Source organism: Streptomyces sp. NPDC037288 (assembly GCF_055603265.1).
Genome location: NZ_JBVJVY010000046.1, coordinates 25,391 through 48,485, shown reverse-complemented (window position 1 = coordinate 48,485; position 23,095 = coordinate 25,391). Strand labels below are relative to the sequence as shown.

26 protein-coding genes are annotated in these 23,095 nt (G+C 73.7%); 13 read left to right on the top strand and 13 right to left on the bottom strand.

The genetic code is table 11. The features are described 5' to 3' along the window. Positions 1 to 122: 122 nt before the first annotated feature. The 3 genes from ACZ7GZ_RS35190 to ACZ7GZ_RS35180 all read right to left on the bottom strand — a co-directional run bounded on the left by ACZ7GZ_RS35190 (position 123) and on the right by ACZ7GZ_RS35180 (position 3,861). The gene (locus tag ACZ7GZ_RS35190; RefSeq protein WP_471030615.1) at positions 123 to 551 is read right to left on the bottom strand and encodes a DUF6234 family protein; all 429 of its coding nucleotides are present in this window, start codon (positions 549 to 551) and stop codon (positions 123 to 125) included. A 658-nt stretch (positions 552 to 1,209) separates the two neighbouring features. Beyond that, entirely contained in the window at positions 1,210 to 2,352 is a 1,143-nt protein-coding gene (locus ACZ7GZ_RS35185) for an FUSC family protein (RefSeq protein ID WP_471030613.1), read from the bottom strand. A gap of 351 nt (positions 2,353 to 2,703) precedes the next feature. Beyond that, entirely contained in the window at positions 2,704 to 3,861 is a 1,158-nt protein-coding gene (locus ACZ7GZ_RS35180) for an FAD-dependent monooxygenase (protein WP_471030611.1), read from the bottom strand. 102 nt (positions 3,862 to 3,963) lie between these two features. Here ACZ7GZ_RS35180 and ACZ7GZ_RS35175 point away from each other — a divergent pair, with 102 nt between their 5' ends. After that, positions 3,964 to 4,521 carry a TetR/AcrR family transcriptional regulator gene (locus ACZ7GZ_RS35175; RefSeq protein ID WP_471030608.1) on the top strand — a complete coding sequence of 186 codons (558 nt, stop codon included), beginning with the start codon at positions 3,964 to 3,966 and terminating at the stop codon, positions 4,519 to 4,521. Between the two features lie 30 nt (positions 4,522 to 4,551). On the opposite strand, the gene ACZ7GZ_RS35170 is transcribed toward ACZ7GZ_RS35175, so the two are convergent. Continuing rightward, positions 4,552 to 5,721, bottom strand: a complete 1,170-nt coding sequence (locus ACZ7GZ_RS35170; RefSeq protein ID WP_471030607.1) for an AI-2E family transporter — start codon at positions 5,719 to 5,721, stop codon at positions 4,552 to 4,554. A 347-nt stretch (positions 5,722 to 6,068) separates the two neighbouring features. On the opposite strand from ACZ7GZ_RS35170, the gene ACZ7GZ_RS35165 reads away from it, so the two are divergent. Then, the gene (locus ACZ7GZ_RS35165) at positions 6,069 to 6,218 is read left to right on the top strand and encodes a hypothetical protein (protein ID WP_471030606.1); all 150 of its coding nucleotides are present in this window, start codon (positions 6,069 to 6,071) and stop codon (positions 6,216 to 6,218) included. Between the two features lie 24 nt (positions 6,219 to 6,242). Here ACZ7GZ_RS35165 and ACZ7GZ_RS35160 read toward each other — a convergent pair whose 3' ends face one another. After that, a complete protein-coding gene (locus tag ACZ7GZ_RS35160) occupies positions 6,243 to 6,626 on the bottom strand; it encodes an ANTAR domain-containing protein (RefSeq protein ID WP_471030604.1) in 384 nt (127 codons plus the stop codon). Between the two features lie 129 nt (positions 6,627 to 6,755). Continuing rightward, positions 6,756 to 7,199 carry a DUF2267 domain-containing protein gene (locus tag ACZ7GZ_RS35155; RefSeq protein ID WP_471030603.1) on the bottom strand — a complete coding sequence of 148 codons (444 nt, stop codon included), beginning with the start codon at positions 7,197 to 7,199 and terminating at the stop codon, positions 6,756 to 6,758. 222 nt (positions 7,200 to 7,421) lie between these two features. Between ACZ7GZ_RS35155 and ACZ7GZ_RS35150 the strand changes: the two genes are divergently transcribed. Continuing rightward, the gene (locus ACZ7GZ_RS35150) at positions 7,422 to 8,159 is read left to right on the top strand and encodes an MgtC/SapB family protein (protein ID WP_471030601.1); all 738 of its coding nucleotides are present in this window, start codon (positions 7,422 to 7,424) and stop codon (positions 8,157 to 8,159) included. A gap of 58 nt (positions 8,160 to 8,217) precedes the next feature. On the opposite strand, the gene ACZ7GZ_RS35145 is transcribed toward ACZ7GZ_RS35150, so the two are convergent. Further along, positions 8,218 to 8,709: a DUF1360 domain-containing protein gene (locus ACZ7GZ_RS35145; protein WP_471030598.1), complete on the bottom strand. Its 492-nt coding sequence runs from the start codon at positions 8,707 to 8,709 to the stop codon at positions 8,218 to 8,220. Between the two features lie 391 nt (positions 8,710 to 9,100). On the opposite strand from ACZ7GZ_RS35145, the gene ACZ7GZ_RS35140 reads away from it, so the two are divergent. From ACZ7GZ_RS35140 to hypE, 10 genes are all read left to right on the top strand, one after another. Continuing rightward, the gene (locus tag ACZ7GZ_RS35140) at positions 9,101 to 9,631 is read left to right on the top strand and encodes a hypothetical protein (RefSeq protein ID WP_471030596.1); all 531 of its coding nucleotides are present in this window, start codon (positions 9,101 to 9,103) and stop codon (positions 9,629 to 9,631) included. 950 nt (positions 9,632 to 10,581) lie between these two features. Continuing rightward, complete coding sequence (locus tag ACZ7GZ_RS35135; RefSeq protein WP_471030594.1) at positions 10,582 to 10,908, top strand: hypothetical protein; 327 nt, start codon at positions 10,582 to 10,584, stop codon at positions 10,906 to 10,908. A gap of 52 nt (positions 10,909 to 10,960) precedes the next feature. Continuing rightward, the gene (locus ACZ7GZ_RS35130; RefSeq protein ID WP_471030592.1) at positions 10,961 to 11,329 is read left to right on the top strand and encodes a hypothetical protein; all 369 of its coding nucleotides are present in this window, start codon (positions 10,961 to 10,963) and stop codon (positions 11,327 to 11,329) included. Positions 11,330 to 11,395: 66 nt separating this feature from the next. Continuing rightward, on the top strand, positions 11,396 to 13,105 hold the full coding sequence (locus tag ACZ7GZ_RS35125) for a hydrogenase maturation protein (protein WP_471030590.1): 1,710 nt from the start codon (positions 11,396 to 11,398) through the stop codon (positions 13,103 to 13,105). Beyond that, entirely contained in the window at positions 13,102 to 13,668 is a 567-nt protein-coding gene (locus tag ACZ7GZ_RS35120; RefSeq protein WP_471030589.1) for a hydrogenase maturation protease, read from the top strand. Before ACZ7GZ_RS35125 ends, ACZ7GZ_RS35120 begins: the two co-directional genes overlap by 4 nt. Positions 13,669 to 13,741: 73 nt before the next feature. Beyond that, positions 13,742 to 14,464 (top strand): hydrogenase nickel incorporation protein HypB, encoded by a 723-nt coding sequence (gene hypB / locus ACZ7GZ_RS35115; RefSeq protein WP_471030586.1) that lies wholly within the window; start codon positions 13,742 to 13,744, stop codon positions 14,462 to 14,464. Beyond that, positions 14,461 to 16,809 (top strand): carbamoyltransferase HypF, encoded by a 2,349-nt coding sequence (hypF, locus tag ACZ7GZ_RS35110; protein ID WP_471030585.1) that lies wholly within the window; start codon positions 14,461 to 14,463, stop codon positions 16,807 to 16,809. Before hypB ends, hypF begins: the two co-directional genes overlap by 4 nt. Before the next feature lie 3 nt (positions 16,810 to 16,812). Next, on the top strand, positions 16,813 to 17,103 hold the full coding sequence (locus ACZ7GZ_RS35105; RefSeq protein ID WP_076096141.1) for a HypC/HybG/HupF family hydrogenase formation chaperone: 291 nt from the start codon (positions 16,813 to 16,815) through the stop codon (positions 17,101 to 17,103). Next, positions 17,100 to 18,254, top strand: coding sequence for a hydrogenase formation protein HypD (hypD, locus tag ACZ7GZ_RS35100; RefSeq protein ID WP_471030583.1), 1,155 nt, complete (start codon positions 17,100 to 17,102; stop codon positions 18,252 to 18,254). The genes ACZ7GZ_RS35105 and hypD overlap by 4 nt, the downstream gene beginning before the upstream one ends. Beyond that, positions 18,247 to 19,320 (top strand): hydrogenase expression/formation protein HypE, encoded by a 1,074-nt coding sequence (hypE, locus tag ACZ7GZ_RS35095; RefSeq protein WP_471030581.1) that lies wholly within the window; start codon positions 18,247 to 18,249, stop codon positions 19,318 to 19,320. Before hypD ends, hypE begins: the two co-directional genes overlap by 8 nt. Positions 19,321 to 19,353: 33 nt before the next feature. On the opposite strand, the gene hypA is transcribed toward hypE, so the two are convergent. Genes hypA through ACZ7GZ_RS35065 form a run of 6 tightly spaced genes read right to left on the bottom strand, consistent with a single transcriptional unit; the run spans position 19,354 to position 23,066 of the window. After that, positions 19,354 to 19,695 carry a hydrogenase maturation nickel metallochaperone HypA gene (gene hypA / locus ACZ7GZ_RS35090; RefSeq protein WP_471030578.1) on the bottom strand — a complete coding sequence of 114 codons (342 nt, stop codon included), beginning with the start codon at positions 19,693 to 19,695 and terminating at the stop codon, positions 19,354 to 19,356. A gap of 7 nt (positions 19,696 to 19,702) precedes the next feature. Then, entirely contained in the window at positions 19,703 to 19,879 is a 177-nt protein-coding gene (locus ACZ7GZ_RS35085; RefSeq protein ID WP_471030576.1) for a hypothetical protein, read from the bottom strand. A gap of 32 nt (positions 19,880 to 19,911) precedes the next feature. Next, a complete protein-coding gene (locus ACZ7GZ_RS35080; protein ID WP_471030573.1) occupies positions 19,912 to 20,118 on the bottom strand; it encodes a hypothetical protein in 207 nt (68 codons plus the stop codon). A gap of 20 nt (positions 20,119 to 20,138) precedes the next feature. After that, positions 20,139 to 20,729 (bottom strand): DUF5947 family protein, encoded by a 591-nt coding sequence (locus ACZ7GZ_RS35075; protein ID WP_471030570.1) that lies wholly within the window; start codon positions 20,727 to 20,729, stop codon positions 20,139 to 20,141. Further along, on the bottom strand, positions 20,726 to 21,280 hold the full coding sequence (locus ACZ7GZ_RS35070) for a NifU family protein (protein ID WP_471030567.1): 555 nt from the start codon (positions 21,278 to 21,280) through the stop codon (positions 20,726 to 20,728). Before ACZ7GZ_RS35070 ends, ACZ7GZ_RS35075 begins: the two co-directional genes overlap by 4 nt. Next, positions 21,273 to 23,066 carry a nickel-dependent hydrogenase large subunit gene (locus ACZ7GZ_RS35065; RefSeq protein ID WP_471030565.1) on the bottom strand — a complete coding sequence of 598 codons (1,794 nt, stop codon included), beginning with the start codon at positions 23,064 to 23,066 and terminating at the stop codon, positions 21,273 to 21,275. The genes ACZ7GZ_RS35070 and ACZ7GZ_RS35065 overlap by 8 nt, the downstream gene beginning before the upstream one ends. Between the last annotated feature and the right edge of the window lie 29 nt (positions 23,067 to 23,095).

Genomic DNA, 23,095 nt, shown 5'->3' with positions numbered 1-23,095 from the left:
CTGCTGCTGCCGGTCGCACACCGGGCGGTCGGCGGTGGTCGGCGGCAGGAAGACGGTCGGCGAGGTCATGCGCCGATCGTGGCGGCAGCCCGGCCGCCCGGACAACTCCTTTTCTCTCTGCTTCAGCGGCAGCGCGGCGCGGCGGGTCCCGTGTGGCAGGTGTGCATCCCGTTGTCGGCCGACCTGTCGTCGTGGGCCTGGGCCGTGGCACCGGCGTACACCACGACGGTGATCAGGAGGGCCATGACGAGCTGGCCGACGACGGTCGCGAACGCCCGGGCCCGGGCCGCGACCAGCGCCGCCACCAAGGCGAAGGCGGCGACTCCCGCCGCGGCGGTCAGATAGCCCCACAGCGGGTCGGCCTTCACGGTCTTGGCCTGGTCCAGATTGATCCCGGACAGAAACCACAGCCCGAAGTCGCACGCCAGCGCCGTCAGTTCCAGCAACACCAGGCCGCACCCGGCTCCGATGTCGGCACCGGTGTCGGCGCGGTCGTGCCGTCGGGGACCGTGGGTGGCGTCGAACGCCGGTGGGGCGACGGGAAGATTCATGGTCCTCACGCTGCCCGGCCGACGGGGCGGACACATGAGTACGGCTACTCAGCCTCCACCCGGCCGGGCACCGGATCCGCTCTCCCAGGCGCACCCCCGACGGCAGCGCCGCGGTGCGGGAGAGGCGGCCCCGCGTCGCCCTTGACCGCTCATGCGTAGGAGTCCCGAAGGCGGAAGCGCGCACCTCGTGGATGGGATCCACAGTGGGCGAACCCCGGCTGCGTGGCCCCGCGCGTACGGGCCATCCCCCTGCCCGCCATACGCGAACGCCGCTGTCACGGTGACGTACCCGTCCCACCCGGTGGTGGACTCCCTCTTCGAGTACCTGGGCGGGGTGCTCCCGGTCGCGCCCTGAGCGACGAGACCCGCATCCTGCGGCCGGCCTGCGGCTCGGGCAAGGTCCCGGGTGGCCGCGGTGCGGTACCAGCCGGCGGTGGCGGTGCGCCGCGCACTGGGCGCTGCCAGGCCGTACCCGGCCGACGAGCCGATGACCACGCAACCGGCCCGTGGCCGGTAGGCACTTCACGGCCGCAGACACAGGCAGAGGTCTCGTCCGGCACAACAATGCCGCAGCGATCTTGGCGCGTTCCACCACTTCCGGCTCCGCCAGCTCGGTGTCGGGGGGCTGACGAGTACGGCCCCCTCGGCTTGTTGGGTGTCACGTGCCCGAGGCGGCCAGCTGGTCGGCCAGCCGGTGTGCCTGGGCGAGCAGTGCGCCGTACGTGGCGACCTCGTCGGGGTCGTCCGTCGTGGCGCGGACCAGGTCCCGGCGTACCTCGTCCAGCGTCTCGCGCAACCGCGCGATGGCAGCGCGCAGTTCGTCGTCGCACGCCTCGTCGCCGAACCGGCTGTGGCTGTAGAGCCGCAGCGCGTGCGCGGTGCGGTGCAGGAACTCGGCGTAGCGGCGGGCGAGTTCGGGGTGCGGCCGGGGGGCCGCACGGTCCTCGGCGGCCGCCTCCAGCACCGTGCGGGTCACGCCCGCCGTGTGCACGGCCGCGTAGTCCAGCACCACGATCGCGTCGTCGTACCCCTGGCTGGGCGGTGGCTCGGCACGGGTGCGGCGGCGGCGCAGGTTGCCGCGCAGGCTCTCCCGGCTCCACGCGAGTGCGGAGCGGGCCTGCTCCACGAGCCGGTGCAGCCGCAGGGCCCGTTCGTGCCGGGCCCCGGCCTCCTCGGTGTCCCAGCGTCCCTCGGCCAGCCCCTGCGCCACGGCCCGCAGGATGTCGTGGGCCTCCTCGGTCGCGTCCTTGAGGACGGCCCGGCTGTCCCGCAGGTACAGCGGCGGCCGGACCAGGGCGTTGACCGCGATGCCGACTACGGCTCCGAACAGGGCTTCGGCGAGCCGGGCCGCGGAGGTGGTGACGGTGACGGACCCGTTGGTCAGGACGAACAGGGCGCCGGTGGCGGCGTAGATGCCCTGGCTGCCCAGGCGCCGCCACTGGCCGAGCAGCAGCGCGAGGGGCAGGACGACGGCCATCGCGGCCACCGTGGTGTGCAGTGGCAGCGCGACCGCGGTGGCCAGGATCGTGCCGGCCGCGATCGCCGCGAGCTGCTGCAGCCCGTGTGCGATCGACCGGTACACGGTCGACTCCACCAGGACCACCGCCACCCACGGCGCGACGAACGCCACCGGTGCGTGCAGCCACCAGCCCGCCACCGCCCAGGCCAGCCACGCGGCCAGGGCCGCCTTCATCGCCTGGACGGCCAGATCCCGCTCCCGGCACGGCCCCGCCCAGGCCCGTGCCGCGCCGCGCGCCGCGGCCCTCGTCTCACGCCGCAGCGCCTGCCACGTCACTCGCATGCCACGCACCGCGCCCGGGTGCCACCCCGGACACCGCTCCATGCCGGCCGCCCGTATCGCGGATGCCCCGGCCGCCCACGCACCGCGGGCTCCCAGGGGCCCGAGGGCCGGGGCAGCGCGGACGGGCCGCACGGCGGCCGAGCGGGAGCGGGCCTCCGGCCCGCCCGCACGTGTGCGGTCGGGGCATCGTCGTCGCCCAGTGTCCACGGGCTGTTCGTGGCGTGTCCGTACGGCACCCGGCCGACCCGGACCAGCACCGGCAGCCGCCGGTCAGGCGATCGGCCGTGCGGTGGCCGGTGCCGGGCGGCGGAAGGGCTACGGGGGACGAGCGCTGAGCACCCGGTCGGCAGGTCAACCGAGGTGGGGCGGCGTCCAGTCGGCGTGTCGCAGGATCGCCCGTGTCGTCGCCCGGGACGGGGCCAGCCGTAGCGCGCTGTTGCGCAGGGTGACGGCGAGCGGATGGGACAGCCGCTGACCCAGCCGGCCCGCCTGCCGGGCGGCACGGGCGACCGCCTGGGAGCGCGGGCGGCGCTCGGCGTCGTAGCGGGCCAGTGCCGAGCCGACCGACGGCTCACCGGCGAGCGCGGGGGCCAGCGTGACCGCGTCCTCCAGCGCCTGACAGGCGCCCTGGCCGAGATGCGGTGTCATGGCGTGCGCCGCGTCACCGAGGAGCGCCACCCGGCCCGCGACGAACGACCGCAAGGGCGTGGCCAGCTCGTGGATGTCGTGGTGGAGCACGACCTCGGGCCGGGTCGCGTCCAGGAGCGCGGGGATCGGATCGTGCCAGCCGCCGAAGCACCGGCGCAGCATGCCGAGCGGGTCGGCGTGGCGGACGCCGGCCGGGGCGGTGAGCACGGCGTGCCACTCGGCCAGGCCGTCGGCGAAGGCGATGTGCCCGAACTCCGCACCCCCGCCCCAGGACAGTTCGAAGTCACCGCTCAGCTCCAGCGGCCGGCCGGTGACGGCCCGCAGTACCGTCGAGCCGCCGTAGACCGGGCCGGGATGGCCGGGGAACAGCAGTCCGCGCAGCCGGCTGCCCACCCCGTCGGCCGCGACGACCAGGTCGGCGTCCAGAACGCCGCCCCCGACCGGCACTCCCACCCGGTCCGGGGTCGACCGGTCCAGTGCGGGCACGGTGACCCCGATGTGCAGGCACTCGGCCGGCAGGGCGGCGCGCAGCAGGCGGTGCAGGACCGCGCGCCGGATACCGACGATCGGTGTGCCCAGCGCGCGTTCCAGGGCGGCGCCGTCCATACGGGCCAGCCAGCGGCCCCCAGGGGTGCGGGTGCCGCCGCTGTACTGCGGTCGGGCCGCCGCGCGCACGGCCGCTCCGACGCCGAGCGCGTCCAGGGCGCGCAGACCGTTCGCGTGCAGCGAGATGCCCGCGCCCGCGTCGGCCAGGGTGGCGGCCCGCTCCACCACCCGTACCTCCCAGCCGATCCGGCGCAGCCCGATCGCCGCCGCCAGCCCGCCTATGCCACCGCCGACCACCACCGCCGTACCGCCCATGCCGCAGCCCCCTTCGACCCACACTCACCTGATCTTCTACAGCTGTAGAAGACCCTACGGCAGATGCTCTACAGCTGTAGAAGCGGGGTGTAGAAAGAGGGGATGTCCACAGACCGACGTACTGTCCTCGCCGACGCCGCCATCGCCGTCCTCGCCGACGCCGGGATGCGGGGGCTGACGCACCGCGCCGTGGACCGGGCGGCGCGGCTGCCTGCCGGTACCACCTCCGCCTACTACCGCACCCGCCAGGCCCTGCTCACCGCCCTGGTCCGGCGCCTGGTGGCACTCGACCAGGCCGAGCTGCAGGAGATCGGAGCCCGGGTGCCGGTCCCGCGCACCGTCGGTGACATGGTCGCCGGACTGGCGCAGTTCTCCGCGGCGCGGCTCACCGGGGAGGGGCGCAGGCGTTCCCTGGCGCGCTACGCGTGTGCGGTCGAGAGCGCGCGTCATCCCGAACTGCGCGAGATCCTGGTGCCGCGGGAGAACCGGGCGCGGCAGGCGGCACGCGACTTTCTGGCCGCTCAGGGCGTGGCGGACCCGGAAGAACGCACGGTGACGCTGCTGACCTGTGTGGACGGCCTCATCTTCGACCGGCTGGTGAACGGCGGAAGCGTGTCCGAGGAGGAGATCAGCGGCCTCGTGGCGGCGGCTCTGCGCTGAGCGCTACCGCGACGGCGCCGTTCCGCTCCGTCACGGCGGCACCGCGCGCAGTGCGCGCAGCACGGCCCACACGACCGAGACCAGCGGCACGGCCACCACCGCGCCGATCACCCCCGCGATGATGCTGCCGGCGATCACCGAGACCGCGACGACCAGCGGATGCAGCCGTACGGCCCAGCTCATCACCAGGGGGTGCAGCACGTGTCCCTCCAGCTGGCCGATGACGACGATCAGCGCCAGTACGGCCAGCGCCGTGATCGGCCCGCGTCCGGCCAGCGCTACGACCGTGGCGACGGCGAGCGCGACCGGCGAGCCCACCAGCGGCACGAACGCGGCGAAGAACTCCAGCAACGTCAGCGGCAGCGCGAGTGGCACCCGCAGCACGAGCAGCGCGATGCCGACGAGGACGGCATTGGTGGCGGCCACGATGATGATGCCGCGCGTGTACCCGGCGAAGGCCCGCCAGGCCGCGTGCCCCGCGCGGTCCCACGCGGGACGGGCGCCGATCGGCAGCAGCTGGTCGCGCATCCAGCCCCACAGGCGCTCACCGGAGTGGATGAAGAACACCGAGGCGAACAGCGCCAGCGCGACCCCGGTGACCAGCTCGACCACCCGGCTCAGTCCGCTGACGGCTCGGCTGAGCAGGCTGGACCGGTGCGTTGCGAAGTAGTGCGTCACCTGGTTCTCCAGCTCGGACAGCCGGCCGGAACTCATCCGGAACGGCGGCCGCCGTAACCACTCCTCGATGCGGTGCACCCCGCCCCGGAACTCACCCGCCAGCCGGGTCGACTCGCCCGCCACGGCGTTGCCCACCAGGGCCAGCAGGCCCAGCAGGAGCAGCACACTGCCCACCAGTGCCACGGCGACGGCCAGCGGCCGCGGCAGGATCCGGCTGAGCAGGTCCGTCAGCGGGCGCAGGACGGAGGTGACGACCATGGCGAGGAAGAGGGCGACGGCGATGAGCTGGAAGCTGCCGAGGATGCTGAAGACGCCGTAGACGAGGATCCCGACGAGGATGAGCCGCCAGGAGTAGGCCGCCCCGACACGCAACCAGGGCACCGTATGCTCGGCCACCGGCACCGGTCCGGGTCGCGGGGTGGCCGGGATCCGCACCGAGTACGCCGGCCGGCTGCCCAGCACCCGCCTCCCGCGGCGCCGGCCGCCCGCTCCGGCCGCCCGCCGACGCCCATCGCCCTCCACCTGTCCAGGCTCCTCTCCGCCACCCTGATGACGGTCGGTCACATGTACAGCACCGTAAGCGCACGTCGCTGACGGAGCGCGCGGAACGCGCCCGCGCGCGGTGTCCACCGGATGGCGCGTTTCGCCGTGCCGGGAGGCGGACGGGGACACCGCCCAGGTCCACGACGGGGCGTGCCGACGCGGGGCCGCGCCGTCGGCGCCGCCGTCTGCAGACACATCCGAAGCAACCGAGCACTGACGGAGACCGGCGCGGACAGCGGGCGGTCACAGGACTTTCACAACCGCCCGGGGTGGGCCGGACCGGGCGGGGCACCCGGCAGACGTCGTCGGCAGAGAGGGATCCGCCAGTGATCACCATCGCCGTACTGCTGCTTCCGGTCCTCAGCATCCTGCTGTACGGGCTCGACCAGGTCGAGGACCGGTGGATCCTGCGTCCTCCGGCCGCCCGCCCCAGCAGGCACCGCCGACTTCGCCGCACGAAGGCGGGCCGTCACTGACCGGGCGGTCACTGGTCCGGGCCGTCATCTGTCGGTAGCCGGGTCCTCCGCCGCCGGGGCCTCGTTCAGGTCGGCGCACCGCCGGTAGCGCGCGATCGCCCTGCCGAGTTCGAGCCGCTCCGCATCGGTGAGCGTCCCGCCCTGGGCGTACCGCAGGATGTGCTCGGCGACCGTCCGCAGTTTGGTGTTGGTGCGCTGGGAGACGTCCCGCAGCGCCCGCCAGGCCTCTTCCGGAGCGATCCGTCCGAGGACGACCACGGCTCCGATGGCCTGGTCGATCACCGCGTGCGAGGACACGGCGCGCCGCAGCTGCCGGTTCTCGGTCATCAGCCGGTCGTACTCGGCTGCCAGGTCGGTGGAGGAGAGCAGAGCCAGCGGTTGGTGCCGGGAGAGAGCGAAGAAGGCCATGGAGCACCTTTGCGGGGATGGGGGGCGTCACTGATACGCCTGCCCTCGGCGGGCGCCGGCACACAGATTGAACCAGCGGCGCGGGATACCGTCACGCCGCGCGGGCCGTGCCGCACAGGTGTCCCGGCGTCACCCCTCCTGTCCCGCCCGGCCGTTGCTCTCGGTCGCCCGGCCCACCGGCAGCAGGTCACGGATGTCCGCAGGCAGGGCGCCGGCCATCCGCTCGGTCAGCTCCGGGGCGAGTGCGGCGTCGAGCACTTCCAGTACGGCGGCGGCCTCCCGCAGGGCCGTGTCCTCGTCGGTGCACGCCCGGTCGGCGATGCGTCCGGCGAACACGGTCAGCCCGAACCGCTCGCCCGCCGCGCCGGAGTCGGCGTCGGCCGAGGCGTCGGCCGCCTCCAGCATCGCCGTCGCCATGTCGGGCGGCAGCTGGGCGGCCACGTGCCGGGCCAGCCCGGACGGCAGCCGTTCCGACAGCGTGCTGACGACGGCGTGCGCGGCCCGTTCGGCCGAACCGCGGTCCGGCAGCTGGGCCAGTGCCTGCACCTTTCCGATCATCTCGTCGTGCCGCATGACGCCGGTTCCTTCCTCACGAAGTCCTGGCGGTGTGCCTCACCCGCGGCGAGGGACGCCCGTCCGGGTACCTGGTCATGTCGAGTAGCCGGTTGCCACGGCCGAGTACCCGGTCGCGGCCGGTATCCGCCCACGGTGGAGTCGCGGTCCCGTCGCGGGGTAGGCGTCGGCGGCGGACGATCGAACGACCGGGCACCGGCGGAGCCGAGATGTGAGGTGTGCATGATAGGAGCGGGGCTGGCGGCACCCTTGTGGGACGTGCACAACGGCCAGGGCCTGCGGCAGCTCGGCGAGCTGGGGCTGGCGCTGCTGCTGTCCAGCCTGATCGGCTGGGAGCGGGCAGCCCAGCAGAAGAGCGCCGGACTGCGCACCCACACGCTGGTCGGCATCGCGAGCGCGCTGATGATGGAGGTGTCCCAGCACGGGTTCACGGCGGTGCTGGGGCTGGAGAACGTCTCCTTCGATCCCTCCCGCGTCGCGGCGCAGATCGTGTCCGGCATCGGCTTCATCGGCGGCGGCCTGATCTTCGTACGACGGGACGCCGTACGGGGCCTGACGACGGCCGCCACCATCTGGCTGACCTGCGCGGTCGGCATGGCCTGCGGCGGCGGGCTGCCCATCCTCGCGCTGGCGGTGACCGCCCTGCACTTCCTGGTGGTGCGGGGCTATCCGCTCGTCACCGCCCGTCTGATCCCCGACACGGCCGCCGGCACCTTCGAGGCGCGCCTGACCTACCGGACCGGCGTGGCACTGCTGCCACGACTGATGGAGACCTGCACCCGGCGCGGCTTCCGGATCGTGCAGGTCAAGGTCGAACGGCTGCCCGGCCGCACGGAGGACGCGGCCCGGGTGCTGCTGGAACTGGAGGGCACCGGGGACTCGTCGGGGCTGGCGTCGGAGTTCTTCCAGGACGAAGGGGTGCTCGACGTCGAGGTGAGCGCTGCGGCGGACGACGAGTAGCGGGTACGGCCGTTGCGGCGCGGGATTCACTGGTCGGCGGCTGCCGGTCCGGCTCCGCTCAGCTCTTCTCCGTCTGCTGTGTCCATGTCCAGGCGTACTGCAGCCAGTCCGCGACCGTCAGCGCGCCGAGGCCCCCGCAGACCAGGCGGGTGAGCCGGGGCGTCACGGCGTACGAGCACACCAGGGCGCCGGCGGCCCAGGCCGAGGCGCAGAACGGGCAGGACAGCAGATCGCCCACGGCCCGCCGCATCCCGTGGCCCCGCGGTTCGTCGATGACCTCGTTCGCCGCGCCCTCGTCCGCGCGGCGGGTGAAGGGCGCCCGCAGAAAGCTCGTGATCTTGTCCCGGGCCAGCAGCCTGGACGCCTTGTACGCCCCCGCGCCCATCAGTACGACGTCCCACGGCGGCATCTCGTCCGGCAGCCGGACCCCCCGCCGCCGGGCCAGCACCGCGAAGGTGCCGGCCCCCGCCGTGAAGACGGAGGCGAGGGCGGCGTACCCGGCGAGAGGGACGTCGCCCTGGTCGTCGTACCGCACGGAGTCCGTCGTCATGAGACCTCCCGTACCTCCCCGAACGCGTGCCCGGCCGGCACCGGGCCCGCCTCGAGTTCCCCTGGCCGGGGCGGCGACACGCACGCAAGGGGGCCCGGGTTCGGTGAGCGGTGGCGGAGGGACCGGGGGCGAGCGGCGGCGTAGCGGTTCGGGTGAGCGGCGGGGGGCGGGTTCGGGCGAGTGACGATGGCCGGCGCGGGCGAGACCGCGCCGACCCGCGCGGGCGGGGCGGCGTCCAGCCGGCCGGCGTCGCGATGCCCTGCATGACGTAGTGACGTGGGCAATGCCACATATGACCTGGTTCGCAACCCCTCCCTGCCCTGCCCGGTGCCGGGCTACCGTTGCGGCGAGCCCTTGTTCCCCTTCCCCTCGCATCTCGGACGGCCCGGCTGTGCTCACTGACCTGTCCCCCCTCATCGCCGCGACGGCACGCTGGCTGACGGTCGCCTATCCGCCCAGTGGCGGCGCACTGGCCTCCGCCCTGTGCGAGGCGCAGGCCCGGCAGGCCGTGACCGTCGCCGCATGGCTGCGCTACCCGACGGAGATCGACGCCGCCCTGGTCACGATGGCCGGTCCCGGCGGAGCCGGGCGCCTCGACTGGATCACGGGTACCGAGCGGGCCGGTGAGGACGGCCCGGTGGACGACTGGGCCTGGCGCACCTGGGTGGACGAGGTCGTCGCCAGCTGGGCGGCCGGCCTGCTCACCGATCCCGAGCTGGCCGGGATGGCCGTCTCCGCACTCGCCGACGGCCAGCACGCCTCCGGCGCACCCGTGGAGTTCCGGCGACTGCTCGCGCCCGACGACGGTGACCGGCGCGCCGCCGCGCTGCTGCGCCACCCCGATCTCGTCGCTCCCGTGGCCGAGCTGCACCTCGACCAGCTCCTGGACCGGCTGGGAGCGGACGGCGCCCTCGCGGCCTGAGCCCCTGCTCCGCCGTACCGGTTCCGGCGCCCCGCCCTCGTGCCTGAACGGCGCCTCGCAAAGTAGACCCCGTTAGTGCAGCTCCGGTCAGGCCGACCCGCAGCCCAGCCCGTACGCCCGGCCCCGCCCCATATGGCCCGGGGCCCCGCCCGGCCCGCAGGCTTATTTGGCCCGTCGGCCCCGCCAGGCCCGCTGCCCCGTTGGGCCCACAGGCCCCGCCGACCCCGTGAGTCCCGCGAGGCCCGGTCTGCGGGGGCCAGCCCGGCTCTCAGGCCCAGCCCGGTCCGCAGGGCCAGTCTGGCCTGCAGGCCCAGCTCGTTCTGCGGGGCCAGTCCTACCCGCAGGCCCAGCTTGACCTGCCGGCCCAGCTCTGTCCGCCGGAGTCAGACCTACCCGCAGGTGCAGGTCCGGCCCTCAGTCCCGGCCCGCAGGCCCGGCCCGGCCCACAGGCCCGGCCCGACCCGCAGGCTCAGCTCGGTCCGCCGGAGCCAGCCCGACTCGCAGGCACAGGCCCCGCCCGCCGGCCCAGCCCCACCCTGACCCGCCGGCCCAGCCCTGCCCGCCGAGGCCAGTCCGACCCGCAGCCCCTGCCCGATCCGCCGTACCAGCCCGTTCCGCAGCCCGGCCCGACCCGCAGGCTCAGCCCGGTCCGCCGGAGCCAGCCCGACTCGCAGGCACAGGCCCCGCCCGCCGGCCCAGCCCCACCCTGGCCCGCCGAGGCCAGTCCGACCGGCAGCCCCAGCCCGTTCCTGAGCCCCTGAACCGACCCGCCGTACCGGTCCGCCCAGGCCACCCAGTCCAGTCCACCCAGCTCACCTGCCCCGCCCAGCCGACCCGACCCGACGGGTCGGCCCCTGTGTCGTACGGCCCCGCAGGGGTACTGCGGAGCTGATCCGTGGGCCGTTCGCCGGCGGCGGCCGGCTTCGAGCGACGGCAGGCAGGAGAAGGCGATGGGCGCGCAAGGCGACGAGACATCGGCGGCCGGCGGCGTCGGGGACGCCGGCGAACCGGCCCGCCAGGAGATCGGCGCCGTACGGGACGACGTCATGACCGCCCTGAAGCGGCTGGACGCCGACGGGCTGCTGCTCGCCGGAGCCGGCACCTGCGGAGTGCTCGCCCTGTCGGCCGCCCACACGACCCTGCTGCGGGCCCTCGGCTCCGTCCTACCGGAGCGCACGGCCTCGGCCGAACTCGGCTGCGCGTACGCCGCCGGGGCAGCGGGCCTGGGCGTTGGAGCGCTGAACCGGATACGGGCCGCGGCCCGGGCCGCCGCGTGACCGCGCGGCGGCCGGTGGGCCGGTTGCGCCGGCCGAGTGGGAAGGCCCGGTCATGACCTTCAAGAACCCCGTGCACCGCGGCGGGGCGCGCCGCGGCCGGTTCGAGCAGTTCGCGGAGTACGCCTCCAACTTCACGAGCTCCCCGGTGTTCTTCCTCTTCTGCCTGCTCCTCGTCGGCTTCTTCGTCGCCGCGCACCTCGCGCATCTGCGGATCGAACTGCTGCTGCTCGCGGGCGAGTCGATGACCGCGGTCACCCTGCTGCTCCTCGCGCTGCTGAAGAACGCCGAGATGCGCGCCGAGCACGCGATCCAGCGCAAGCTCGACGCGATCGCCGGGGCCCTGCTGGAGGCCCACTCCGACGACCGGAGCCAGGCCTTCGAGGATCTGCGCAATGCGATCCGTATGGAGGAAGAGACCTGACAGAGGCGGACAAAACCGCGCGGCGGTTCTTCACGGCACCCCGGTCGGCGACGACCATGCCATGTCATGGACATTTTGCTCGTCGCCAGCGCGTTCAACAGCCTCTCCCAGCGTGTGTACGTGGAACTGTCGGACCTCGGGCACCGCGTCGACGTCGTCCTCGCCACACAGGGCGCCGACCCGATCCGCGCCGCCGTACGCGAGCTGCGGCCGGAGCTGGTCGTCGCGCCGATGCTCAGGACGGCCCTGCCCGAGGACGTGTGGCGGGAACACACCTGTCTGATCGTCCATCCGGGCCCGCCCGGCGACCGTGGCCCGTCCTCGCTGGACTGGGCCATCGCCGAGGGCACGGCCCACTGGGGGGTCACGGTCCTGCAGGCCGAGGCGGCGATGGACGCGGGCGCGATCTGGGCGGCGGAGCCGTTCCCGGTGGCGCCCGTCGGCAAGAGCGACCTGTACCGCAACGAGGCCTCCGACGCCGCCGTCACCGCCGTCCTCACCGCCGTACGCCGCTACGCCGAAGGCTCGTACAAGCCCCAGCCGCAGACCGACGACTCGATCAGCGTGCTCTGGCGCGACGCCTTCCGGCAGGAGCGGCGCCGCATCGACTGGGAGCGGGACGACACCGAAACGGTCCTGCGTAAACTCCGTGGCGCCGACTCGCAACCGGGCGTGCTGGACGAACTCCTCGGCCGTGAGGTGTTCCTGCACGGCGGGCACCCGGAGGACCAGCTGCGCGGGCGCCCCGGTGAACTCCTGGCCCAGCGGGCGGGCGCCGTCTGCCGGGCCACCCGGGACGGCGCCGTCTGGATCCCTGAGCTGCGCCCCCGCAGGAACTCCGGCGACCCCGCGCCCTTCCGCCGCCCGGCCGCCTCCGTGCTCGTCGCCTGGGAACCCTCGCTCGAGCTCCCCGAGGCCGTCGCCCCGCTGGAAGTGCCGGCCGGCCGACGCACCTGGACCGACATCCGCTACCGGCAGCACGGCGACGCCGGCATCCTCCGCTTCTCCTTCCCGGGCGGCGCCATGAGCACCGACCAGTGCCGCCGCCTGCTGGCCGCCTACGAGCACGCGCTCTCCCGGCCCACCCGCGTCCTCGTGCTCGGCGGGGCCCGCGACTTCTTCTCCAACGGCATCCACCTGAACGTCATCGAGGCGGCCCCCGACCCGGCCCAGGAGTCGTGGACCAACCTGAACGCCATGGACGACCTGGTCGAGGCGGTGCTGCGGACCACCGACCGGCTGGTCGTGGCCGCGCTCGCCGGAAACGCGGCGGCCGGTGGCGCCATGCTCGCCCTCGCCGCCGACCAGGTGTGGTGCCGCACCGGCGCCGTCCTCAACCCGCACTACCGGCGGATGGGCCTGTACGGCTCGGAGTTTTGGACGTACACCCTGCCGCGCCGCGCCGGGGCGGAGCAGGCCCGCCGGCTGACCACCGAGGCGCTGCCCGTCAGCGCCGCCTCCGCCGAGCGGCTCGGGCTCGTGGACCGGCTCGTGCCGGCCGGCACCGACGGCTTCCCGGCCGAGGTCGAGCGGCTGGCGGCCGAACTCGCCGCCTCCCCCGGCCTGACCGAGCGGATCGCCGCCAAGGCCGCCGCCCGTGCCACGGACGAACGCGAGCGCCCCCTCGCGCGGTACCGCGAGGCCGAACTGGCCCGCATGCACGCGATCTTCTTCGACCCGCAGGCCCCCTACCACGCCCTGCGCTCGGCCTTCGTGCGCAAGACGCCGTCCGGCTCCCCCCGGCCCCTGGCCGCGCCCACCGCAGGCGTCCGGTGACGCCGCGCCTGCTGGTGGCGGGCGTCGGCAACATCTTCCTCGCCGACGACGCCTTCGGCCCCGAGGTGATCCGCGCCCTCGGCGAGCGCCCGCTGCCGTCCGAGGTGCGGGTGCACGACTACGGCATCCGCGGCCTGGACCTCGCCTACGCCCTGCTGGACGGCTGTGCCACCGCCGTCCTGGTCGATGCCGCGCGGCGCGGCCACCGCCCCGGCACCCTCTCGCTGATCGAGGCCGAACCGCCCGACGGCACCGCCGTGCCCGAGGCCCACGGCATGGATCCGGCGAAGGTGCTGGCCCTGGCCGCGCACCTCGGCGACGAGCCCCTGCCCCGGGTCCTCGTCCTGGCCTGCGAGCCGGACGTGTTGCCGGCCGGCGACGAGGACATCCTGCCGGGGCTCAGCACACCGGTCCGGGAAGCCGTCCCCGGGGCCGTCGACGCGCTCCACACGCTGATCCCGGCCCTGCTCGCCGACCCCGCCGCACCCGCACCCCCGTTGGGCCGCCCGATGGAATCCGGGCCCCCGCGCCCGGCTGCGCTGCCCGGCACGACGGCCGGCTGAGCGGAAGATCGGTGGAGCCCGGGCCCGAGGGACGCGGCCCGGGCTCCACCGCCGTATCCGAGGAGCTGCGCCCATGTGCCGGTCCGATGTCAAACAGGCCGTCCTGGCGAAGAACGACGACCTGGCCGCGGACCTGCGCGGCGACCTCGCCCGACAGGGCGTGACCGTCGTCAACCTGCTGTCCAGTCCAGGCAGCGGCAAGACCGAACTCCTCGGCCGGGTCCTGGCCCGCGCGGTGGAGCAGGGCGTGCCGGTGGCCGCGCTGACCGCGGACCTGGCCACCGAGAACGACGCCGTCCGGCTGGCCCGTTCCGGCGCCCCCGTCCAGCAGCTGCTCACCGACGGACTGTGCCACCTGGAGGCCCGTCAGGTCCGCGCCCGCCTGGACGGCTGGCTGCCGGCGGACACCTCGGTGCTGTTCGTGGAGAACGTCGGCAACCTCGTCTGCCCGGCCGCCTACGACCTCGGCGAGACCCTGCGGGTCGTGCTGATGGCGGTCACCGAGGGCGAGGACAAACCGCTGAAGTACCCCACCGCCTTCGGCTCCGCCCATCTGGTGGTGATCACCAAGACGGACCTCGCCGAGCCGGCCGGGTTCGACGAGACCGCCTTCCGGACGAACGTGCACCGGGTCAACCCGGGCGTGGAGATCGTACGGTCCTGCGCCCGCACCGGCGCCGGAGTCGGCACCCTCCTGGAGCGCGCCCTCGCCGCCCGGGACGGCGTCCCGCACCGGCCGCCCCTGGCCCCGCATCCGCACGGCCACCACCACGGCGCATCCGCTCCCGTCGCATGACCGCCCCCGCCACCGGACCGGTACGCCGCGTCCTCACCGTACGGGGAACCGTGCAGGGGGTCGGCTTCCGGCCGTATGTCCACCGGCTCGCCGCCGGGCTCGGTCTGGCCGGGTTCGTGGGCAACACCGGGGACGGCGTGCACATCGAGATCGAGGGCCCGGCGCCGGAGGTGGACCGCTTCTGCGTCCTGCTCGCCGAACAGCCGCCGCCGCTCGCCACCGTCACCGCCGTCGAAGACGCGGCCCTGCCCGCGACCGGCGACACCGGCGCCTTCGCCATCCGCTCCACCGAGCGGGCCGCCGGCCGCACCCAGCTCCCGCCCGACACCGCCACCTGCGCGGACTGCCTGCGCGAACTGGCCGACCCGGCCGACCGCCGGCACCGGCACCCCTTCGTCACCTGCACCCACTGCGGCCCGCGGTTCACCATCGCCACCGGGATGCCGTACGACCGCGTGGCCACGACCATGTCCGGCTTCCCGATGTGTCCCTCCTGCGCCCGCGAGTACGGCGACCCCGTCGACCGGCGCTTCCACGCCCAGCCGGTCGCCTGCCCCGACTGCGGCCCGCGGCTCGGCCTGGTCCCTGCCGAGGGTCTCGGCGTCCGTCCGGCCCGGGGCGCGGACGCCCTGTCGGCGGCGCGGGCGCTGCTGGCCGCCGGGCGGATCGTCGCCGTCAAGGGCCTCGGCGGCTACCACCTGGCCTGCGACGCCACCGACGCCCGGGCCGTGGCCGCACTGCGCGACCGCAAGGAACGCGGCGGCAAGGCCTTCGCGGTGATGTGCGCCGACCTCGGCACCGCCGAGCGGCTCGGGGTCCTGTCCGCCGCCGAACGCGCCGCGCTGACCAGCGCCCGGCGTCCCATCGTCCTGCTCCGCAGGCGCGCCCCGGCAGACGGCCTCCGCCTCGCCGACCAGGTCTGTCCGGGCAGCCCGCACGTGGGCGTGATGCTGCCCTACACCCCCGTCCACACCCTGCTGTTCGGGCTGCCCGGCGATCCGCCCGGTCCGCGGGTGCTGGTCATGACGAGCGGCAACCGCTCCGGCGAGCCCATCGTCACCGACGACGCCGAGGCGCTGACCCGGCTGGCCGGACTGGCCGACGCCTGGCTCGCCCACGACCGGCCCATCACCTCGCCCTGCGACGACTCCCTGCTGCGGGTCCGCCCGGACGGCACCGAACAGGTCCTCAGACGCTCCCGCGGCTACGTTCCCCGCCCCGTGCGGCTCCCGGTTCCGGTGCGGCCCGTCCTCGCGGTCGGCGGCGACCTGAAGAACGTCCTGTGCCTGGGCGAGGGCGACCACGCCTGGTTCGGGCCGCACATCGGCGACATGGGCGAACTGGCCACGCTGGAAGCCGCCGAGCGCGCCGAGCGGCACCTGGCCCGCCTGACCGGCGTCAGCCCGGCCCTCGTCGCCGCCGACCGGCACCCCGGCTACCACTCGACCCGCCGGGCCCGCCGCCGCGCCGCCCAACTGCCGGACGGTTCCCTGCAGTTGGTTCAGCACCACCACGCCCACATCGCCTCAGCGATGGCCGAGCACGGCCTGGACGGCACGACCCCGGTGATCGGCGTCGCCTTCGACGGCACCGGGTACGGCGACGACGGCACCGTGTGGGGCGGCGAGATCCTGCTCGCCGACTACACCGGCTACCGGCGCTTCGCCCACCTCGCTCCCGCACCGCTGCCCGGCGGGGACGCGGGCGTGGCCAACCCCTGCCGGCTGGCGCTGGCCCGGCTGTGGGCGGCAGGGCTGGACTGGGATCCGGATCTGCCCAGCGTTCAGGCCTGTACGGACGTCGAACGGGCCGTGCTGGCACGGCAGTTGGACCGACAGGTGGCATGTGTGCCGACATCCGGCATGGGCCGGCTGTTCGATGCGGTGTCCTCCCTGGTCGGAGTGTGCCACCGGGCGGGACACGAGGCGCAGGCCGCGATGGAACTGGAGGCGACGGCGACCGAGGCCCGGGACGCGGACGTGGTGGCGTACCCCTTCGGGTTCACCCGGCAGCGGGGTATCGACCCGACACCCATGCTGCGGGCACTCCTGGAGGACCAGCGGCGCGGCACCCCCGTACCGGTCCTCGCCGCCCGCTTCCACCGGGGTGTCGCGGCGGCCGTCGCCGGGATCTGTCGCCGCGCCCGCGCCGAGACCGGCCTGACCACGGTCACCCTCACCGGAGGCGTCTTCGCCAACGGCCTGCTGGAGGAGGAGTGCACCGCACGGCTGACCAGGGCCGGCTTCACGGTCCTGCGGCACGGCGAAGTACCCCCGAACGACGGAGGGTTGGCGCTCGGTCAGCTCATGGTCGCGGGAACAGCGAACAACCACGAGACGGAGTGACCCATGTGTCTGGCAGTGCCCGGCAAGGTCGTGTCCATCGACCATCGCGCCGACCCCCTGACCGGGCTGATCGACTTCGGTGGGGTGCGCAAGCAGGCGTGCCTCGAGTACCTGCCCGATGTCCGGGTGGGGGAGTACGTCATCGTCCACGTCGGCTTCGCCCTGCAGCGGCTGGACGAGGAGTCGGCCCGGGCGTCCCTGGAGCTGTTCGAGCAACTGGGGCTGCTGGAGGAGGAGTTCGGGGACGCCTGGGAGCAGGCGGCCCGGCAGGAGAGCGGGAGTGAGGCCCGGTGAAGTACATCGACGAGTTCAACGACCCGGACCTGGCGCGCCGGCTGCTGGACGAGATCCACGCCACGGTCACCCGGCCGTGGGCGCTGATGGAGGTCTGCGGCGGTCAGACCCACTCCATCATCCGGCACGGCATCGACCAACTCCTTCCGGAAAAGGTGGAGTTGATCCACGGTCCCGGCTGCCCGGTGTGCGTCACGCCGCTCGACGTCATCGACCAGGCCCTGGAGATCGCCGCCCGCCCCGGGGTGATCTTCTGTTCCTTCGGGGACATGCTGCGCGTGCCCGGCACCGACCGCGACCTGTTCCGGGTCAAGGGCGAGGGCGGTGACGTCCGCGTGGTGTACTCCCCGCTGGACGCGCTCCAACTCGCCCGCAAGCACCCGGACCGCCAGGTCGTGTTCTTCGCCATCGGCTTCGAGACGACCGCACCCGCCAACGCGATGGCCGTCCACCAGGCCCGCCGCCTCGGCCTGGACAACTTCAGCCTGCTGGTCTCCCACGTCCGGGTCCCGCCCGCGATCGAGGCCATCATGACGGCACCGGAATGCCGGGTGCAGGGCTTCCTCGCCGCCGGGCACGTGTGCAGCGTGATGGGCACGGCCGAGTACCCGGAGCTGGCCGACCGGTACCGGGTGCCGATCGTCGTGACCGGCTTCGAGCCGCTGGACATCCTGGAGGGCGTCCGCCGCGCCGTCCACCAGCTGGAACGTGGCGAGCACCGGGTGGAGAACGCCTACCCGCGCGCCGTACGGGAGCAGGGCAACCCGGCCGCCCTGCGCATGCTGGAGGAGGTCTTCGAGGTCGGCGACCGCAACTGGCGCGGGATCGGCCGCATCCCCGCCAGCGGCTGGCGGCTGTCCGACGCCTACCGGGCCTACGACGCCGAACACCGCTTCGACGTCGCCGGCATCCGCACCGAGGAACCCGCCGTGTGCCGCGCCGGCGAGGTGCTGCAGGGCCTCATCAAGCCCACCGAGTGCGAGGCGTTCGGCACGAGCTGCACCCCGCGCACCCCGCTCGGCGCCACCATGGTCTCCAGCGAGGGCGCCTGCGCGGCCTACTACCTGTACCGCCGGATGCACAACGCCCCCACGCCGCAGGGATCCGGCATGCCGCAGTCCCAGCAGGAGGAGATGAACCCCGTTGGCTGACCTCGCCACCGAAACGGCCGTCGACCCCGCGAACTGGACCTGTCCCGCGCCCCTGCGCGACCAGCCGGTCGTCGTCATGGGCCACGGCGGAGGCGGCGCCCTGTCCGCCGAACTGATCGAGCAGGTCTTCGCCCCCGCCTACGGCAACCCCACCCTGGCCGCGCTGACCGACTCGGCCGTCCTCGACCTGGGCGGGGCCCGGCTGGCCTTCTCCACCGACTCCTACGTCGTACGGCCGCTGTTCTTCCCCGGCGGCAGTCTCGGCGACCTCGCCGTCAACGGCACGGTGAACGACCTGGCGATGAGCGGTGCCCGGCCCGCCTACCTGTCCACCGCCTTCGTCCTGGAGGAGGGCGTGGCACTGGACGTCGTCCGCCGTGTCGCGCAGTCCATCGGCGCGGCGGCCGAGGCGGCGGGCGTCACCGTCGCCACCGGCGACACCAAGGTGGTCGAGTCCGGACACGGCGACGGCGTCTACGTCACCACCGCCGGCGTCGGCCTCGTGCCGGACGGCGTCGACATCCGCCCGCAGCGCGCCCGGCCGGGCGACGCCGTCATCGTCAGCGGTCCCATCGGGCTGCACGGCGTGGCGGTCATGAGCGTCCGCGAGGGCCTGGAGTTCGGCGTGGAGATCGTCTCCGACACCGCACCCCTGGCGGACCTCGTGGCGGCCATGCTGGCGGTCACCACGGACCTCCACGTGCTGCGCGACCCGACCCGGGGCGGACTCGGCGCGTCCCTGAACGAGATCGCCCGTGCCTCCGGCACCGGCGTCCGGCTGCACGAGCGGGCCATCCCGGTCCCGCAGGAGGTCGCGAACGCCTGTGGCTTCCTCGGCCTGGACCCGCTGTACGTCGCCAACGAGGGCCGGCTCGTCGCCTTCGTGCCCCCGGGGCACGCCGAGGCGGTCCTGGCGGCGATGCGGGCGCACCCGCAGGGCGCCGGCGCCGCCCTCATCGGGGAGTGCGTGGCCGACCACCCGGGCATGGTCGTCGTCGCCACCGGCCTCGGCGGCACCCGGGTGGTGGACCTGCCGCTCGGGGAGCAGCTGCCCAGGATCTGCTGAGCGGACCGGCCCCGCCCCAAGGGCGGGGCCGGGTCACCGGGTCACGCCCGTGATCTCCAGTTCCCTGCCACTGCGCAGTTCCTGCGAGGGCCGGTCGCACGACGGGCACCAGAAGAACGGCGGCATGCCGACCGCGAACTCCTCGGCACACCCGCCGCACCAGGCCCGCGCGGTGACCTCTTCCACGACCAGCCGGGCCCCCGCGAGGGCCGTGCCGTCGCGGGCCACCTCGAAGGCGAAGTGCAGGGCGTCCGGCACGACACCGGCCAGCTCGCCGACGCGGACGGTCACCGCTGTCACCCGGTCCGTCCCGTCCGCGCGGGCGATCCACTCGGCCTGTTCCACGATCGCGGTCGCGATCGACAGTTCGTGCACGGCCGGCTCAGGGGTACCGGCGGTTCGCGCGCAGGCCACCGGTCATCCGGTAGATGCGCAACTCCCGCAGGATGCCCGGGAGTTCCCTGACGAACAGGGCTGCGAGCAGGCTGCCGGCCACCGCGGCCTGGGCCGTGAGAAGCTGCCGTCCCGACATTCCCGCCCGACCGGTGCCTCTTCTCATGCCAACGTTCATTACGGTCACGTCCTGCTCCCTCATCCCGGTGAGATGTTCGGCATGTCCTTGATCAGCGCGTCATGCCGTTTCCAGTGGATACCGGTGGAGCGGCGCGCGTCGGAACTGCCGTCCTTGTGGTGTCCGGTCTGGTGCTTGTACGGGCCCTTGTTGCCCTGGTGCAGTCCGCGCACGTGGGAGGGCGTGTCGGGCTTCGCCTGGGGGCGGCCCACTCGGATGCTGCCCATGTGGTGCTCCTTCCGGGTCTTCACGACCGCTCGGTCAGCTCCCTGAAGAACTGTTCTACGGCCGGCCAGACCCGGCCGCCACCGGAGAGGCCCCGCCACTCGCGGCGGACCAGGGCGATCATCCGGTAGCAGTCGTCGACCGGCACGATCCAGTGTTCGTCGAGGCCGCGTACGGTGTTCACCAGCAGCGCCTCCACGTCCGGCGCCATGGCGGCGAGCCGCGGCACCGCGGCGGCCAGTCGCCGCCAGGCCTCCGCGTCCACCTCCCAGCGCATCGCCCCGGCCGGGCTCGGTCCCTGCGCCGTGACCGTGCCGTCGGAGCCCGGGACGAAGAACACCAGGCCCACCGGGACCCCCAGCACCGCCGTGTCGACCGGCGGCAGCCGCAGCCGCCGTCGGGGCACCAGCCGGTAGCGGCCCGCCCCGTCGTCGGCGAACAGCACCGAGCAGGCACCGCACACACACCGCACCTCGGCGGCACCGATGTCGTACAGGTGGGGATGGTCGTCGGCCACACGGGCGGCGCACAGCTCACATGTCTCGGCCTCGGCCGTCGCCGCACGGGCGGTCGTCGAGCGGATGACCCGGGCGAGTGCCCCGTCCACGGTCACCGTGCCTCCTGCGGCGTGGCCCGGCGCCTGATCGTGGTGAGCGGTACGAACGCCGGTGCCGCCCTGCGCTCGCTCCCCACCGTCTCCACCGAGGTCAGCTCGGGAGCGACGGCCAGCACCGCCGCCCGGACCGCCTCCGTCACGTCGGAGGAGCCGCCGCCGCACCCGGAGCCACAGCCGCCGCCGGTGCTCAGCCGCACCCGCGCCACCTGCCCGTCCGTCCCGGCCCACTCGAGGTCGCCGCCGCGCTCGCGCACCGCCGGCCTCAGCTTCTCGACCGCGCGGGCGGCCCGGCGCTCCGGGGACTCCGGGTGGATCTCGTGCAACACCAGCAGATGCGCGAGCAACTCGTCGTCGGCGAGCCGCCCTTGCAGCCGCTCGTCCGCGTGGTCCAGCACCCGGGCGAGGGCCTCGCCGTAGACCTCGGTCAGCAGCCGCACCGCCTCCAGGGCCGGGCCGGGCGTGGCCTCCAGCGCGGCCAGCACCTCGTCGAGACGGGCGAGCCGTGCCTCCACCGCCCCGTCCGGCAGCCGTACGACGCCCTCAGCCATGGTTGGCCCCGTACGTCGGCGAGTGCACGGTGGTCAGGGTCTTGCCCTTGCCCATGTACATGTGCACACCGCACGGCAGACAGGGGTCGAAGCTGCGGACGGTGCGCATGATGTCGACGCCCTTGAAATCGTCCGGACCGTTCTCCTCGAAGATGGGCTGGCCCTGGACGGCGTCCTCGTAGGGGCCCGGGGTGCCGTAGATGTCACGAGGGCTGGCGTTCCACGGGGTCGGCGGGTACGGGTGGTAGTTGGCGATCTTCTGGTCCCGGATCACCAGGTGGTGGGAGAGGACACCGCGCACGGCCTCGTGGAAGCCGCAGCCGATCGACTCGTCGGGCACCTCGAAGTTCTCGAACACCTTCGTGTCTCCGGAGCGCAGCATGCCCATCGCCTCCTCCAGGAACTGCAGGGCCATGGCGGCGGCGTAGGCGATGAAGTAGGGCCGGGCACGGTCCCGTTCGAGGGTGTTGCTCCACTTCGGGGGCCGCCACTCCAGGGTTGTCTCCGGCAGCCTCTCGCCCTTCGGCAGGGTGATGCGGATGCCGCCGCCGGTCGCCTTGACGTACGGCGTGTCGACCAGGCCGCTCAGCGCGGTCGACCACAGCCGGGCCAGTGGCCCGCCGCCGGTGTCCAGTGCGAGGTGCTCGCCGGTGTCCGGGTGGTACCAGCGGGGGCTCATCACCCAGCTGTAGTTGCCGTCGAACTGCCGCTTCTGGGGCACCGGGACGGTGGTCTGGTTCCAGGGGTGACGCATGTCGATGGGGTTGCCGAGCGGGTCGTGGGTGACGAACGGGTCCTCGTTCACCCAGTCCTCGTAGAAGGAGCTGCCCAGCATGATGCGCAGGCCGAGGTTGATGTCGATGAGGTTGTTGGTGAGGAGCTTGCCGTCCAGGACGATGCCCGGGGTGACGTACATCGCCCGGCCCCACTCGTTCATCGTCGCGTAGCGGTAGTCGACGACGTCCGGGTTCTGGAAGGCGCCCCAGCAGCCCAGCATGATCCGGCGCTTGCCGACCTCCTCGTAGCCCGGCAGGGCCTCGTAGAAGAAGTCGAAGACGTCGTCGTTCATCGCCACCGCCTTCTTGATGAAGTCGATGACGCGCATCAGGCGGCTGAGGTAGTCGGTGAAGGTGTTCGGCTGCGGCATCGTGCCGACCCCGCCCGGGTACAGCGTGGAGGGGTGGACGTGTCTCCCCTCCATCAGGCAGAACATCTCCCGCGTGATCCGGCTGACCTTCAGCGCCTCCTTGTAGACCTCGCCCTCGAAGGGGTTGAAGGCCTTCATGATGTCGGCGATGGTGCGGTAACCGTGCACGTCCCCGCGGGGCGCGTCGGTGCGTTCGGCGCGGGCCAGGACACCGGGGTTGGTGGCCTTGACCATCGCCTCGCAGAAGTCCACGAAGACCAGGTTGTCCTGGAAGATCGTGTGGTCGAAGATGTACTCCGCCGCCTCACCGAGGTTGGTGATGTGCTCGGCCAGCTTCGGCGGCTTGACCCCGTAGGCCATCTGCTGGGCGTAGTTCGAGCAGGTGGTGTGGTTGTCGCCGCAGATGCCGCAGATCCGCGAGGTGATGAACCCGGCGTCGCGCGGGTCCTTGCCCTTCATGAACACCGAATAGCCGCGGAACAGCGATGAGGTGCTGTGGCACTCCACGACTTCCTGGTTGGCGAAGTCGATCTTCGTGTAGATGCCCAGATTGCCGATGATCCGGGTGATCGGATCCCAGGACATGTCCACGATCTGGGCGGGTTTGCGTCCTGTCGGCCGCGATTCGGTGGTGGTCATCTGCGGTAGTGCCCCTTGCTGTTCGGGTC